13 protein-coding genes and 1 tRNA gene are annotated in these 14,302 nt (G+C 40.5%); 4 read left to right on the forward strand and 10 right to left on the reverse strand.

All coding sequences use genetic code 11. The features are described from left to right. The first annotated feature begins 167 nt into the window (after positions 1 to 167). Both EW142_RS10615 and EW142_RS10620 read left to right on the forward strand, forming a co-directional pair. Positions 168 to 1,361: a cation:proton antiporter gene (locus tag EW142_RS10615; protein WP_130613671.1), complete on the forward strand. Its 1,194-nt coding sequence runs from the start codon at positions 168 to 170 to the stop codon at positions 1,359 to 1,361. After that, positions 1,351 to 1,608 carry a glutaredoxin family protein gene (locus EW142_RS10620; protein ID WP_130613672.1) on the forward strand — a complete coding sequence of 86 codons (258 nt, stop codon included), beginning with the start codon at positions 1,351 to 1,353 and terminating at the stop codon, positions 1,606 to 1,608. Before EW142_RS10615 ends, EW142_RS10620 begins: the two co-directional genes overlap by 11 nt. 6 nt (positions 1,609 to 1,614) lie before the next feature. Here EW142_RS10620 and EW142_RS10625 read toward each other — a convergent pair whose 3' ends face one another. The 5 genes from EW142_RS10625 to EW142_RS10645 all read right to left on the reverse strand — a co-directional run bounded on the left by EW142_RS10625 (position 1,615) and on the right by EW142_RS10645 (position 6,397). Further along, entirely contained in the window at positions 1,615 to 2,700 is a 1,086-nt protein-coding gene (locus tag EW142_RS10625; protein WP_165395259.1) for a serine hydrolase domain-containing protein, read from the reverse strand. Continuing rightward, complete coding sequence (locus EW142_RS10630; RefSeq protein WP_130613676.1) at positions 2,681 to 3,949, reverse strand: hypothetical protein; 1,269 nt, start codon at positions 3,947 to 3,949, stop codon at positions 2,681 to 2,683. The genes EW142_RS10625 and EW142_RS10630 overlap by 20 nt, the downstream gene beginning before the upstream one ends. 63 nt (positions 3,950 to 4,012) lie before the next feature. Next, positions 4,013 to 5,161: a helix-turn-helix domain-containing protein gene (locus EW142_RS10635; RefSeq protein WP_130613678.1), complete on the reverse strand. Its 1,149-nt coding sequence runs from the start codon at positions 5,159 to 5,161 to the stop codon at positions 4,013 to 4,015. Positions 5,162 to 5,431: 270 nt separating this feature from the next. Next, on the reverse strand, positions 5,432 to 6,100 hold the full coding sequence (locus tag EW142_RS10640; RefSeq protein ID WP_130613680.1) for a hypothetical protein: 669 nt from the start codon (positions 6,098 to 6,100) through the stop codon (positions 5,432 to 5,434). A 215-nt stretch (positions 6,101 to 6,315) separates the two neighbouring features. Next, positions 6,316 to 6,397, reverse strand: a tRNA-Leu gene (locus EW142_RS10645). 111 nt (positions 6,398 to 6,508) lie between these two features. On the opposite strand from EW142_RS10645, the gene EW142_RS10650 reads away from it, so the two are divergent. Beyond that, positions 6,509 to 7,900 (forward strand): dipeptidase, encoded by a 1,392-nt coding sequence (locus EW142_RS10650; protein ID WP_130613682.1) that lies wholly within the window; start codon positions 6,509 to 6,511, stop codon positions 7,898 to 7,900. A 53-nt stretch (positions 7,901 to 7,953) separates the two neighbouring features. Here the strand turns inward: EW142_RS10650 and EW142_RS10655 are convergent, their stop codons facing one another. Then, positions 7,954 to 9,156, reverse strand: a complete 1,203-nt coding sequence (locus EW142_RS10655; RefSeq protein WP_130613684.1) for an NAD(P)/FAD-dependent oxidoreductase — start codon at positions 9,154 to 9,156, stop codon at positions 7,954 to 7,956. A gap of 240 nt (positions 9,157 to 9,396) precedes the next feature. On the opposite strand from EW142_RS10655, the gene EW142_RS10660 reads away from it, so the two are divergent. Continuing rightward, the gene (locus EW142_RS10660; protein ID WP_130613686.1) at positions 9,397 to 10,497 is read left to right on the forward strand and encodes a DUF4407 domain-containing protein; all 1,101 of its coding nucleotides are present in this window, start codon (positions 9,397 to 9,399) and stop codon (positions 10,495 to 10,497) included. A gap of 381 nt (positions 10,498 to 10,878) precedes the next feature. Here EW142_RS10660 and rfbD read toward each other — a convergent pair whose 3' ends face one another. From rfbD to rfbB, 4 genes are read right to left on the reverse strand one after another with little or no spacing between them, the layout of a single operon-like run. Continuing rightward, positions 10,879 to 11,745: a dTDP-4-dehydrorhamnose reductase gene (rfbD, locus tag EW142_RS10665; protein WP_130613688.1), complete on the reverse strand. Its 867-nt coding sequence runs from the start codon at positions 11,743 to 11,745 to the stop codon at positions 10,879 to 10,881. Between the two features lie 17 nt (positions 11,746 to 11,762). Further along, positions 11,763 to 12,311: a dTDP-4-dehydrorhamnose 3,5-epimerase gene (gene rfbC, locus EW142_RS10670; protein WP_130613690.1), complete on the reverse strand. Its 549-nt coding sequence runs from the start codon at positions 12,309 to 12,311 to the stop codon at positions 11,763 to 11,765. Between the two features lie 6 nt (positions 12,312 to 12,317). Continuing rightward, entirely contained in the window at positions 12,318 to 13,178 is an 861-nt protein-coding gene (gene rfbA / locus EW142_RS10675) for a glucose-1-phosphate thymidylyltransferase RfbA (RefSeq protein ID WP_130613692.1), read from the reverse strand. Positions 13,179 to 13,218: 40 nt separating this feature from the next. After that, positions 13,219 to 14,256: a dTDP-glucose 4,6-dehydratase gene (gene rfbB / locus EW142_RS10680; protein WP_130613694.1), complete on the reverse strand. Its 1,038-nt coding sequence runs from the start codon at positions 14,254 to 14,256 to the stop codon at positions 13,219 to 13,221. Between the last annotated feature and the right edge of the window lie 46 nt (positions 14,257 to 14,302).

The raw sequence follows: 14,302 nt of genomic DNA on the forward strand, positions 1-14,302 counted from the left end.
GGATGGGATAGATCTCGCTTTACTCATTGAAAGATAACGAACTTCCACTTAAAAATCATTGTTGGTACAATTAGGGATCTGGTCTTACTATTTTTCTTTTTGTCACCCTGCTTGTGTTTTAAGGACAACTGAATATTTGTAACTTAACATCACCTAAAAACCAACGCATGCAGCACCATGTTCTTCTTAACCTATTTGCCATTTTTGGCGTGGCGACAGCGGTAATTGTCATATGCAAATTCCTTAAAATCAGATACATTATTGGCTACCTCATCACAGGGGTATTGCTAAGTCCCAACACGAGTCAATATTTTGCAGATATGGAGGAGGTTGATGTTTACGCTGAGATTGGCATTATTCTTCTGTTGTTTACGGTAGGGCTTGAATTTTCGTTCAGCAATTTGAAGCGCATCAAGAACTATGTATTGATTGGGGGAGCCTCCCAGGTATTTCTTACCATTTTGCTCACGGCAGGCTTAATTTGGCTACTGATGCGACCTTCGGTGGAGGAAAGTATTTTTTGGGGATTCCTGTATGCCTTGAGCAGTACCGCCATTGTGGTAAAAGTGCTTCAGGACACCAATAAAATTACAACCCAACACGGAAAATTTATTCTGGCTGTACTCCTTTTTCAAGATATTATGATAGTGCCCCTGATGTTGTTCACACCCATTTTGGCAGGTGCAGGGGACACCAGCCCCATGGAAGCTCTACTTTGGCTATTGGGCAAACTGGTTTTGATGGGGGGAATCGCTTATCTGTTGGCACGTTTTGTCATCCCTTTTTTCTTGAAGACCGTAATGAAAATACAAAGTCAAGAAGTGTTTTTAATTGCTTTAGTCTTTATTGTTACGGGTATTGCACTTCTTACTGAAGAGCTTGGTCTTTCTTTGGCTTTAGGAGCGTTTATTGCGGGACTGATCATTGCGGAAACCGAGTATCACCGTATGGCGATTTCATGTTTTCTCCCCTTTCGATATGTGTTCATGAGCTTCTTTTTTATCTCGATGGGCATGCTACTTGATTGGAAAATTTTTACAACTGACCTTGGTTGGATTGTATTTTGGTTCTTCTTCACCCTTGCCGTGAAAGCTGTGGCTGGTATACTAGCGGTAAAAGTGATGAAGCTGGATTGGAAAACTGCTTTGGCCGTCGGATTCTCCATTGCACAAATCGGAGAATTCTCCTTTGTTTTGGCCCAAAGCGGATTGGAATATGAACTCATCAGCAAAAACAACTACCAAATCTTTTTGGCGGTGTCCATTTTATTGATGTCGGTCACTCCTTTTATCGTAACCCAAGCGGAAAATATTCATCCTACCTTTTTAAAACCCTTTAAAACGAAACGCCATGTCGGATAACAAATTGAAACTGCATGGTACCAATTGGTGCACCAAGTCCGCGAACCTTCGCAATTACCTGCAATCCATTTGGGTAGAGTTTGAGGATTTTAATGTAGAGACCCAACCCGAGGCCGACCAAGAAGTACGGGCTTTGTACAATGGCGAGCTCAAATTTCCGACGGTCATTTATGGAGACGATTTTCTAAAAAATCCCACAATCAAGGAAATGGATGCTTTTTTGGAGAAACATGGGTTGAGGGATTGAAAGCAACTAAGTTCCCAATAGGGATTTTTCAATTTCTGTTGTAATCTGCATTATTGGAAATGGCCTAATGTTGCCAAGTATGATTATTGTGAGGTTGTCATCCAGATACCTGTGAACGTTGCACACAAATCCATACATGGAGCCCCCATGTCTGACCAATTTACCGGTAGGCTTAGTGCAAGAATTCCTTTTATATTCCTTGACCTTAAAACCATAGCCATAACCACCAAAAGCATCAGGATTTCCATCGAACATCAGCTCAATTGATTCTTTTGTCAAAAAAGTGTTTTTGTAAAGAGCCCTATCCCAAAAATATAAATCTCCCACCGTCGAATACATGTCACCGCTTCCCTTAGCATAGCCCATATAATTTCTATCTGCTGCTTCATAGTGGTCATCATTGATGTAGCCGGTTGCCCTGCCAGATGGAATTGAGCGGGTTTTCTCTATTCCAGTATTGTTCATATCCAGTTTCCTAAAGACATTCTCTGACATATAGTTCTCATAGCTGATACCTGTTACCCTTTCCAAAATCAATGAGGCAAGTTGATAGTTGAGGTTTGAGTAACTGTACCCGCTTCCTGGTTTCATGGACAAAGAAGCCCTATTTATGATGTCCAATAACTCTTGACTTGAAATATCCCGATATTGCAAATCCGTAATCCTGTTCAAATGCACTGGTAGGCCGCTGCTATTTTTTAAAAGATAGTGCAAGGTTAGGTTGCCTATTTCCTTTTCCAATTCCGGAATGTAGTTCCCAATTCGGGTGCTCAAATCCAGCTTCCCTGTTTCCACCTGCTGCATAATGGCACATGCAACAAACGATTTCGTAAGTGAGCCTATTGGAAATTTGGTGTTTAGGTCATTGGGTATTCCTTTATCAATATCGGAATAACCATAGCCTTTCTTGAGCAAAATGGAATCGTTCCTTGCGACTAAAACTGTTCCCATAAACTCCCCTTTATTCAGGTAACCATGGAGAATACTGTCAACTTTTCCCAATCCGTTCTGGGCTCTGACCAAATTTGTCAATCCAACAACCAAGAACAATATTATTCCCAGTGAATTCCGTTTACTCCATTTTGTTGCCATTACTATCAAATCTCTTCGTTGAAATAAGCATGTTCTTTTCATCGTAACTGTAAAGAATCTTGGATATACCATTGTCCAAACGGTCAATGGGATTACCTTTTACTCCAAGAAATGTTGTTTGAGTCAACCTGTCCAACGAATCATATTCCTGCTTGATTTTGGAGTATCCTCTGGATTTGTGCGCTACAGGTTCTCCCTTGACATTCAAAAGTTCGATCATTGTTCTGTTGATTCCCCTGTTGTCCCATGAATATTTGGCAAAACAATAACCAGATTGTTCATTGATATCCGGTTCTCCATTTTCATTAATAAAATGGGTCAATGCATAATTGCCAAACCGGTCATAGTTACGAATACTTCCGTAAAACCCATGTGAGTTTATAATATTTGATCCGTCCACATCCTCAAATGTTATGGATTTTTCGTATCCGAAAGAGTCACTTTTGTTTATCCCTTTGGCTACGTTGGGCCCATTTCCCTTTCGCAATTTTCCATTTGCATCCAAAACCATCCATCCAAGCCATCTGCCTTCAACATCGAAAAGCAGTTTGTCCTGTGCCACGCCGCTGCTGTTTTCTATCAAGGTTCCTTCTTTTGAGACGTTTTGCATAAGGGCAATAGTGCCATTTGGGTTGTAGTACAGCTTAAGGTCATAAAATTCGAAGCCTGGACGGATCGATACTAGTTCTCCCTTCTTGTTGGTTCTCGATTCAAACACTGAACCGTCGTTTTCCCTTTTCCATTTGTATTCAAAAATGCCCCAATCATTCTCAATACGATTACCGTTCTCGTTCTCAAACCAAAGTGCAACGTATCTGCCATCTTCCCCTTGGACATATACCTCCCTGTGTGCCCCTCTTTGATTTACCCTGTTGCCAAATCTGTCATAGAAGGTCCGATATTCCATATTTTCTGAGTAATCGAACTTTTGAGAAGTACTGGTAAAGAAATAATTGGATGTATGGTTGGGGATAACGGGAACAACGCCATTTTTGAAGGTAATTGATTTAAGCCTAAAGATGGAATCGTAAAGGAATTCATAATGGTTCCTGGTTATGGCCATTTCTTTTGTAAGACGAACAACCCCCATAGGTTTTGGATAAGGGGTTTCCCGCAAAGGGATGGTTGAATAGTACTCTACAAATTCATCTTCAGAGTGTAATGGTTCAGATTGTGACTGGCAAATGGTAGATCCATTACAGCCCATTAGCATAATTGAGACCAAAAAAGTAAATGCAAGAATACGCACAGTGTTAGTTTTGGTCCAAAGATTGAAAATAAGGCTAATGCTAGAGGGTCAAAAACAAGAAACTTAGTACGGATTCGTGAATGTGTTCGGGTTACTATTTTTAAGGTATTGACCGGGGGTCTTTCCTACTAATCTCTTGAAGGCTTTGATAAATGATGATTTAGAATAGAATCCAGCACGATTTCCTATGGCTTCAAGTGTCAGTGACTTGGATTCGCTGCCATCAATTAATTTCTTGGCCTCTTCTATTCGGTACTTATTGACGAAATTGGTAAAGGTCGTTCCCTTATGGTGGTTCAGAACTTGTGAGACATATTTGGAATTGATCATCAATCTATCTGCGATTTTCTTAACTGTAATATTTTGGTCCAGATAAAGTTTTTCTGTTTCTACAAGTTCAATAATTTGAGCCAATAATGCGGGATATCTTTTTTCATCCAACGCGCTCGAGGTGTACTTTAAAGGTGGAAAGAATTGTGATCCCGAATTGACCATCAATGCTATACAGACCAAGAAACTTGTTACCAGTGAAAGGAAAACTATGTCAACGGGCCATTCAATAAGGGATACATTTGTCAACTTATATAAATATTTGTATATCAAATTATTGGAAAAACTAAAAAGAATATAGGCCACTATTACGGAAAGCAAAATCACTGCAAGTCTTTTGTTGGGTTTCCCTTCATGTCCTTTACTAAGTTTATAGAAAAAGAAAGTAATTATGACAAGCATTGCAATTGGTATCACAGTTGATTTTGTTAAGGTAGAAAGGTTCATCCAATAGTCGTGGGGGCCAGGCCTTGTATCGGCATAGAACTTTTCCAAAATGGACAGTTTATCCGCCCTGGTCAATGAGAAGATCAACCACAAGCGTCTAATTCCAGTGATTGAAAAAACCAGAAAGATTAAGACTTGCCAACTTTTCTTGATGGGTCTATAATCCATAAGCGACCACACTAAAAACAAGAGACTGGGATAAAGCATTAGGTTATAGTACCTTCCTGGAGCATATAGAAAGGGCATTTCATAAAACGTCTTTGAGAGCAAGAAAGTCTTATGCCCTAATTCCAGGCCAATAAGAGCAATGACTATGTAAAGCCAAAAGTATCCGTCATCACGAAACCCTTTTCCTGTTAAATAATAAATGGAAACAAACAGGCCCATAAATGAAAGGCCTATTCCAAGAATCGAAAACAAACTATGTCCTTCCAAAATCTAAGCTTTGTGGGTAAAAAAATTGATTAGGATAGAATCTCCAGATTTTTAGACAATAATATAGCCAAAACATAGGAAGTTCAATCTAGTTCCTATGGGTCGGCTCTACGTGCAAAATAGCGAACCTGACACATCTGACCTTGAATCAATAGTAAAAGACGTAGGGATTCCTGAATTGATTATTATTTTTCGAAGTAACAGAATGGAAGACTATCTTCACAAGACTACGCGCACACGTATTGTTGGAGTTTTTTCTGAGTCTTTTATTTATTCGAGCCTAATTGGCTTATTCGGATTTGGTTCAAATAGGCTATCGTCCAATTTCATTTCCTCGATGTTTACAGCCACACTCGTACTAATAAAAAAGGGTTGATATTCTGTTTCGTTCCTAATACTGATAGCTCCAGATTCTTTGACGTAGTCGTTCCAATACCCATTGCCATATTCTTTGTACTTTTCTGGGTTCAAGCGATATTTTGGACTGAAATAGTGGGTACCCCTGATTTCCTTCACAAAAGACATATCTTCTCCCGGCAGTACATTAATTGTTACGGATTCACAAAGTTCGCCCATTACTTCCTTTTTCTCCTTGTGGTTCCTTTCAAATAACAATAGTGGACTTGTCTCGGGAGCAAATTTGGTTTTGGCTATAGTATCGAGTTTCTCGTATTCCGTATAAGAGTATCCTTCATCGAGCCTAACAATTATCTTCATCCATCCGTTGGATCCGCTACCGTTATATATCATTGTATATCTATCCTCCTTAACAAATGCGGTGAAGGAGTCCCCAAATTCTTTGGCCATATACTCAGCCGAAATATTTTTGTTCAACGTCTCATACTCTATCTTATAAAGCAATTCTCCCTCAAAGTATTCTTGGGAATGGCAAAAAAATCCTAACAGAAAAAATGTTCTAAGCCAAAGTCTAACAACCATAAACATGGGTTTTGCGCTAAACTAACCAAACACATGATATCGAGAAAGATTTATACCTTCTTTTTGCTATCTTGAATAATCGCGTTTTTCAAACATGAAGGTGAGGCCTCAACCAGGTAAACCCATACACCTTTTTAAACTCATCCCACCACTACCTAAACAAAAAAACCCTTCAAAATTGAAGGGCTTCTTGGTTACAATTAAAATCGTTTTTGTGCGGATGAAGGGAGTCGAACCCCCACGCCTTGCGGCACTAGATCCTAAGTCTAGCGTGTCTACCAGTTCCACCACATCCGCCTAGGTACCGATTGAAATCGGGATGCAAATATAAATCAATTTTCCGATTTGCAAATCCACCCCCTTTAAAAACTTGTTTTTTGTACATTTAGTGTCCATTTTAACATCTCCATGGAACAAATCAAAGACTACATCAATACCCACAAAGATCGATTCATCAACGAACTCATTGACTTATTAAAAATTCCTTCCATTAGTGCAGATTCTGCCTTTTCGGAGGACGTGCTCAAGACGGCGGAAACCGTTCAACAGTCCTTGATGGATGCAGGTTGCGATAACACTGAAATATGCGAGACCAAAGGGTACCCCGTGGTCTATGGCGAAAAAATCATTGATTCCAACCTTCCTACGATTCTAGTTTATGGACACTATGATGTTCAACCACCAGATCCCATGGAATTGTGGGAATCCCCTCCTTTTGAACCCGTAATCAAAGAAACGGAACTGCATCCCAATGGGGCAATTTTTGCCAGGGGTGCCTGTGATGACAAAGGGCAATTCTTCATGCATGTAAAGGCCGTGGAATTTATGATCAAGAATGACCAATTGCCTTGCAATGTGAAATTCATGATCGAAGGGGAGGAAGAAGTGGGCAGTGATAGTTTAGCTGATTTTTTGAATGACCATAAAGAAAAGCTCGATAATGATATTATTTTGATTTCTGATACAGGCATGGTTGCCAATGATATTCCTTCCATTACCACCGGTTTACGCGGTTTGAGTTATGTGGAAGTAGAGGTGACCGGACCCAATCGAGATCTTCATTCGGGAATTTATGGTGGAGCGGTGCCCAATCCCATAAATGTGCTCAGTAAAATGATTGCTTCATTGCACGATGAAAACAATCATATTACCATTCCTGGTTTTTATGATAAAGTAGAAGAGCTCACAGATGCCGAAAGAGCAGAAATGGCAGAAGCTCCTTTTGATTTAGAAGCATACAAACAAGCTTTGGATATTGGGGATGTTTACGGAGAAAAAGGTTATCGCACTCCCGAGCGTTATTCCATCCGGCCTACTTTGGATGTGAACGGAATTTGGGGAGGTTATACCGGCGAGGGTGCCAAAACCGTAATTGCCAGTAAGGCCTTTGCCAAAATTTCCATGCGTTTGGTTCCTGACCAAGATCCCGACGAGATTACCGAACTTTTCACAAAACATTTTGAGTCGATAGCCCCAGCTGGAGTTAAAGTCAAGGTGAATCCCCATCACGGCGGGCTACCCTACGTAACCCGAACGAACAGCGTAGGATATCAAGCAGCGGCAAAAGCTTATGAAACCACCTTTGGAAAGAAGCCTGTTCCTGAGCGCACAGGAGGCAGTATTCCTATTGTGGCCCTCTTCGAAGAGGTTTTGGGCAGTAAGACCATTTTAATGGGCTTTGGGCTGGACAGTGATGCCATCCACTCTCCCAATGAGCACTTTGGGGTCTGGAATTTTTTGAAGGGCATTGAGACCATACCATTCTTCTACAAGTACTACACTGAACTTACTAAAGGATAATCAAAAAAAAACTCCGCTTGGATACCAGCGGAGTTTTTTCAATCAATCAACAATCAAGGTAATTGTGAATACCCATTTCGGGTTTTCCACATAAAATATTTTTCAAATAGAACTTTGGAAAAATCGTAAAATATATTCGGTATCATTATGGCAAATTTTCGTGGTTTAAAGAGATGGTCGCTCAAAATTATGACCTCTTTTTTACCCGCATCCATCACACAGATTCCAGGAATTTTTCCCCAAGCTTTCTTTCTCAACTTAGTTTTTCCCTTGGTTACCCTAATGATGTTCTCGGCCACAATTTTTCCGGTTTCATCGGAAGGGTATCCCGTTTTCGGACCTGAGAAGGGCACTTTCCCTGGTTTAAATGGCAAATCTACCTGAACGGCTATGCCTGCGGCCCAAACGTTAGGCCAATCTTGATGCCGGTAATCCTCACCCACAGGAAGGTAACCATTACTCGTCGGATTAAGAGCGGGTGAATTGGTCACAAAATCAACCCCTACAAAAGGAGGCATCAGCATGGTGAAAGAACTGGGCAACACCTCACCAGAAGTAAGCTTGATTCCATCCTTGTAGACCTCGCTTACCCCGACTTCTGTTCGATAATGGATGTTGAACATTTTCATAAACGACTTCAGCATGGTCTCTCCTCCAGGCATACCATCAATACCAAAATGACCTAGGTACGTTTCGGGCGTAATCCAATAGAGATCAACCTTCTTACGGATTTTTTCTTCCCGGAGCCATTTCTCAATGTTGAACAAAAATTCATACGCGGCACCCATACAACCGGCACTTTGGGTGGCCCCGATAACTACCGGTCCCGGATTTTTCTTAAACTCTTCCAGCGCCTTTTTGGTCTTCATAGCGCCTTTTGGTGTTCCTATATAATACGCGTGTTCCCTTACTCCTGGCGCTACCTCGTAGTCTACTTTCGGACCTGTCGCTATAACCAAATGATCATATGCGAAATCACCATTCTTTGTTTTTACAATATTATGGGCTGGGTCAACGCTCAGGGCTTCAGTCTGCACAAATTCAACACCCTTTTTCCTAAAGATTTCATCTTTCCTAAAAGAAATGTCCTTCATCTGTCTTCTCCCAAATGGGACCCAAATGAGTGAAGGAATAAACAGAAAAAGAGGTGACTTGTCAATTACAATGACCTTATGGTCCTTCTTTCCTTTTCGTTTGATTTCCAAAGCGGCGGTCATTCCCGCAAAATTTCCACCAATTACTACCGTTGTTGTCATGGCCTTTAATTTTATAACATTAAGTTACGCCAATTTTCAGCCAAAATTGGTAACCTAAGTTACACGATATCAATTATTTTGGAGTTTTCTGGTTTTGGAAAAACAAGGATAGATCATCTGCTCCAAATCCAGGTATTGAGTTTATAAACAAACGTTAAATTGATGGTTTTGAAGGTATTGGTGTAACAAATTCATCAACATCGCGTTCTAATAGTCTATCAGAACCAAACGAACACTATCATGTTACAACGCTTTTTTATTTTCTGCTCGGGAGCGGACACCCACATTTTAGATACTTGTTCCAACGGGGAACGCAACAAATATGCCGGCATAGGTGCTACGGTATTTTTCACGGCCGTAATGGCATTTATTGCAAGTGGATATGCGCTCTACACCGTTTTCGACAATATTTATACCTCCATCTTTTTTGGTCTCATTTGGGGCTTGTTGATTTTCAATCTGGACCGCTATATCGTTTCTACCATTAAGAAAAGGGATAGCTTTAAAAGTGAGCTTTTGCAAGCAACCCCTCGTATTATTCTGGCAATGATCATTGCCGTGGTGATTTCCAAACCCTTGGAAATGAAAATTTTTCAGAAGGAAATTGACCAAGTTCTTCTTGAAGAAAAAAATGCAATGACCTTGGCAAACAAGGAACAATTGGCCTTGCAATACACCCCAAAAATTGAAGGTCTCAATCAAGAAATTGCCAATCTTAAAAATGAGATTCAGGCAAAAGAGGCAGAGACCAATGCTTTGTATGATGTCTATATTACCGAGGCAGAAGGCACAGCTGGTACCGGATTGTTGGGTAAAGGTCCCGTATATAAGGAAAAGCGGGAAAAACATGATGGCTACCTCGCTGAACTAAATGAGCTTAAGGCTACCAACGGAGAAAAAATAGAAAATTTGGAAGCGCAAATAGCGGCTTTGGGCGCAGATTACAACACCGCGGTAAGCAGCTCCCAACCCATTATTGATGGTTTTGATGGTTTGATGGCACGTATCAATGCTCTGGGCAAACTGCCCTGGTTTCCATCTTTCTTTATATTTCTTTTGTTCCTTGCCATTGAAACAGCACCCATTATCGCGAAGTTATTGGCTCCAAAAGGGGAATACGATTATAAGTTTGAGGAACAAGAAAGTGTTGTGGCCACATGGGTCACCCAAAAGGTGGAACAACGCAAACTTCTGCTATCCACCGACGGGGCTTTGAACGAGCAAGTGTATGCCGACATCAAAAGCGAGGAAGAGCTGTATCGATACAAAAAAGAGAAAGCTGAGGAACTGCTCAGATTACAAGCAGACTCATTCCACAACGTGCAAGTTAAGGGGCTTTAATAAGGAAGGGTCAATTAAGCGCGTGGTTTGAAGCGCAAAAATCGACCCTTTATTCACTTTCATATAAATTGATTACAGCACAATAGGAGTGTGTAGGCTGAGAACTATCTCATCCTTTCCGATTACAATGTCACAATATTGGCAACAGTCTTTGTTTTTGTCCAACATGAGGAAACCATGATAGACTTTGGCTTTGCTTTTCCTTTTCATACGCTCAACTAGATTTGGTGATGATTTATTACTCATCCAAAACTACAGTAGCTGCAAAACCTTTAAGTACTTTTTGGGTTGATTGCACAAGAAGTATAGACCACTTACTATAACCAATCGACGAAAAAGGCGGGATAAAAAAGTGTAACTAATTGATTTGTAGTATTTTACCTACTTTATAAGAGCTTCTTTGGCAAGGGCCACCTTCAGACTATCTCTCCAGTGAGGTATATCAAGATGAAATGCATTTTTTATTTTACTCTTATCTAGGACACTAAATTTTGGTCTTTCAGCCGGTGTGGGATACGCTTCAGAAAGAATGGGTGAAAGCTCGACAGGTATTTTGTGAATTTCGAAAATAGCCTTGGCAAAATCATACCAACTGGCCACTCCCTCATTACTGTAGTGATAAACTCCATAATCAATGCTATGGGCTTTGATGATATGCAAAACTACCAGTGCAAGGTCCAAAGCATAGGTGGGTGTTCCTATTTGATCATACACCACAGAAAGCTCATCTTTTTCATTGCCTAAACGAACCATGGTCTTCATAAAATTGTGACCAAATTCAGAATATAACCATGAAGTTCTAATGATAAAATGCTCCTCAAGATTATTTATGATCGCCCGTTCCCCTTTATACTTGGTATCGCCATAAAACCCAATAGGTCGAGCGATATCCTCTTCAACATAAGGTGTATTCAGAAAACCGTCAAAAACGAAATCTGTGGAAATATGGACAAGTACCGTTTTACTTTCATTGCAGTTAAGGGCAAGATTTCGGGAGCCAGTGACATTGACCTTGTAAGCCAAATCTTTTTCTGTCTCTGCCTGATCAACATTGGTATAGCCCGCACAGTTAATGCAGTAGGCATAATTGTCGGACAACAACTCTTGTCTCACCGCCTCAAAATCCGTGATATCCAGTTCTTGGGAGGACTTAAAAACAAAGTTCAAATCTTCAACCTGCTTGTTTTCAACCAAGGATTTGAAAGTATTTCCTAATTGACCGGATGCTCCGGTAACCAATATTTTCATAATTTGATAGTCAAGAATTAATGGGGAACTGCTTCTTTAAAAACAGGTAAAACTTTATCCTTTTCTGAAATGATCAAATCCTCTTCGGCCAATATCCAATCGATATTAAAAGTAGGGTCATTGTAAATTATCCCTCCCTCCGATTCTGCGTTGTAAAAATTATCACACTTGTAAAAAAAAGTGGCTGTGTCACTCAAAGTTACAAAACCATGGGCGCATCCACGGGGAACAAACATTTGTTTTTTGTTTTTTGATGAAAGTAAGGTCGTAACCACCTTCCCAAAGGTTTTGGAATCGGGCCGAATATCCACCGCCACATCCAAGACCTGCCCTTCAAGCACACGTACCAACTTGGCCTGCGCATGGTCTCCTTTTTGAAAATGAAGGCCCCTCAAAACTCCCTTGGAAGAAAAGGATTCATTATCCTGAACAAAAAAGGGCTTGGCTCCAGTGAGCTGCTCAAATTTTTCTTGGTTGTAACTCTCAAAAAAACAGCCCCGCTTGTCTTCAAACACCTTGGGTTCAATAATGTAACAGCCGACTATTTCTGTTTTTGATACTTGCATATTTTTCTAGGTCAAAACTTCCAAAAGTCGGGTACTATACCCACTTTTTAGGAAAGGTTCGGTCAATGCTTTAAACTGATTTTTGGTAATGAATCCCATTTTATAGGCCGAGGATTCTATTGCTCCTATTTTCAACCCTTGTCGTTCTTCAATTACCTGAACAAATTGGGAAGCCTGCATAAGTGATTGAAACGTACCGGTATCCAACCAGGCTGTTCCTCGATCCATGATGGACACTTTTAGCTTACCTCTTTTGAGATATTCCCGGTTCACGTCGGTAATTTCGAGTTCACCTCTTGAACTGGGTTTGATGTTTTTTGCAATTTCCACAACCTCATTGTCATAAAAATAGATTCCCGGAACTGCATAGTTCGATTTTGGTTCTTTAGGTTTTTCTTCAATGGACAGAACCATGCCCTCATCATCAAACTCCACAACACCATAACGCTCAGGGTCATTTACATGATAGGCATAAATAATACCTCCATCTGGGTCGTTGTTCGATTGTAAAAGTTTCTCAAGACCTGTTCCGTAAAAGATATTGTCCCCTAAAATCAGAGCCACCTTATCATCCCCAATGAACTCCTCTCCAATCAAAAAGGCCTCCGCTAAACCATTGGGTTCTTCTTGAACCGCATATTCAAATCGGCAGCCATACTTTCTTCCATCTCCCAGTAATCTTTTAAAAAGTGGAAGATCATGCGGGGTGGAAATGATCAATATTTCCCAAATCCCTGATTCAATCAATGTGGATAAGGGATAGTAAATCATGGGTTTGTCGTATACGGGTACCAGTTGCTTGCTCACCGCAAGAGTGATGGGATGCAAACGTGTTCCGGAACCTCCGGCCAATATTATTCCTTTCATATGATGGGTTTAATACCTCTAAGTCTTAGTTTAATAACGCTTAGGCCAAGTTTTTAGCCTGATTGTGTGCGAATTTTTCAAGATACCAGCCAATGGTTTTTTCGATTCCTGTTTCAAAGTTTTCATCGGCCTTCCATCCCAGTTCACCTTCAATTTTGGTAGCATCGATGGCATACCTAAAATCATGGCCAGCCCTATCCTTCACAAATTTGATCTGTTCGCGATAGGAAGCATTGTTCTCCTTTGGATGCTTTTTATCCAAAATATCACATACGGTTTGGGCAATGTACAGGTTGTTTCGTTCATTGCGGCCACCAATGTTATAGGTTTCTCCCGAAGTGCCTTTTTCGTAAGCCAAGGCTATTCCCTTGCAATGATCTAACACATAGAGCCAATCCCGAATATTGGAACCATCACCATAAATAGGAATGTCTTCCCCGGCCAACGCTTTTCGTATTATGGTTGGAATTAATTTTTCATCATGCTGCTTAGGTCCGTAATTATTGGAGCAGTTTGTAGTAACCACATCCATACCGTAGGTATGATGGTAACTTCTCACAATAAAATCAGAGGATGCCTTTGAGGCACTATACGGACTGTTGGGCGCATAAGGAGTAATCTCACTGAAGAGACCTTCCTTTCCCAAAGTTCCGTAAACCTCATCTGTTGAGACATGATGAAATCGTGAATCTTTGTAAGCTTCCTTGTATACCCCTGGACCCACCATCCAATATTTTTTGGCCACATCAATAAGATTGAAGGTGCCGATGATATTGGTCTGCATAAATGCATCGGGGTGTGCAATGGAGTTGTCCACATGTGACTCGGCCGCAAAGTGGATGACCCCTTGTATATCGTATTTTTCAAAAATCTTTTCTACCAAATTTCGGTAACAAATATCCCCTTTGATAAACGTATATCGGGGATGGCTTTCAATTTCTTTTAGGTTATCAAGATTACCGGCATAGGTCAACGCATCTATATTCACTAAATGCACATTTTGATGGGTTTCTAAATAGTAAGGAAGAAAGTTAGATCCTATAAAACCCGCTCCTCCGGTAACTAAGATGTTGATCATAAGAATTATGCTTTGTATTACTTATTTTGTAAATATAATCCTACTT

The sequence above is a fragment of the Flagellimonas allohymeniacidonis genome (assembly GCF_004296335.1).
GTDB lineage: Bacteria > Bacteroidota > Bacteroidia > Flavobacteriales > Flavobacteriaceae > Flagellimonas > Flagellimonas allohymeniacidonis.

Coding starts and splice junctions, on each gene's coding strand:
- EW142_RS10615 (WP_130613671.1), top strand. CDS start 168: ATGCAGCACCATGTTCTTCTTAACCTATTTGCCATTTTTGGCGTGGCG.
- EW142_RS10620 (WP_130613672.1), top strand. CDS start 1,351: ATGTCGGATAACAAATTGAAACTGCATGGTACCAATTGGTGCACCAAG.
- EW142_RS10625 (WP_165395259.1), bottom strand. CDS start 2,700: ATGGCAACAAAATGGAGTAAACGGAATTCACTGGGAATAATATTGTTC.
- EW142_RS10640 (WP_130613680.1), bottom strand. CDS start 6,100: ATGGTTGTTAGACTTTGGCTTAGAACATTTTTTCTGTTAGGATTTTTT.
- EW142_RS10650 (WP_130613682.1), top strand. CDS start 6,509: ATGGAACAAATCAAAGACTACATCAATACCCACAAAGATCGATTCATC.
- EW142_RS10655 (WP_130613684.1), bottom strand. CDS start 9,156: ATGACAACAACGGTAGTAATTGGTGGAAATTTTGCGGGAATGACCGCC.
- EW142_RS10660 (WP_130613686.1), top strand. CDS start 9,397: ATGTTACAACGCTTTTTTATTTTCTGCTCGGGAGCGGACACCCACATT.
- rfbD (WP_130613688.1), bottom strand. CDS start 11,745: ATGAAAATATTGGTTACCGGAGCATCCGGTCAATTAGGAAATACTTTC.
- rfbC (WP_130613690.1), bottom strand. CDS start 12,311: ATGCAAGTATCAAAAACAGAAATAGTCGGCTGTTACATTATTGAACCC.
- rfbA (WP_130613692.1), bottom strand. CDS start 13,178: ATGAAAGGAATAATATTGGCCGGAGGTTCCGGAACACGTTTGCATCCC.
- rfbB (WP_130613694.1), bottom strand. CDS start 14,256: ATGATCAACATCTTAGTTACCGGAGGAGCGGGTTTTATAGGATCTAAC.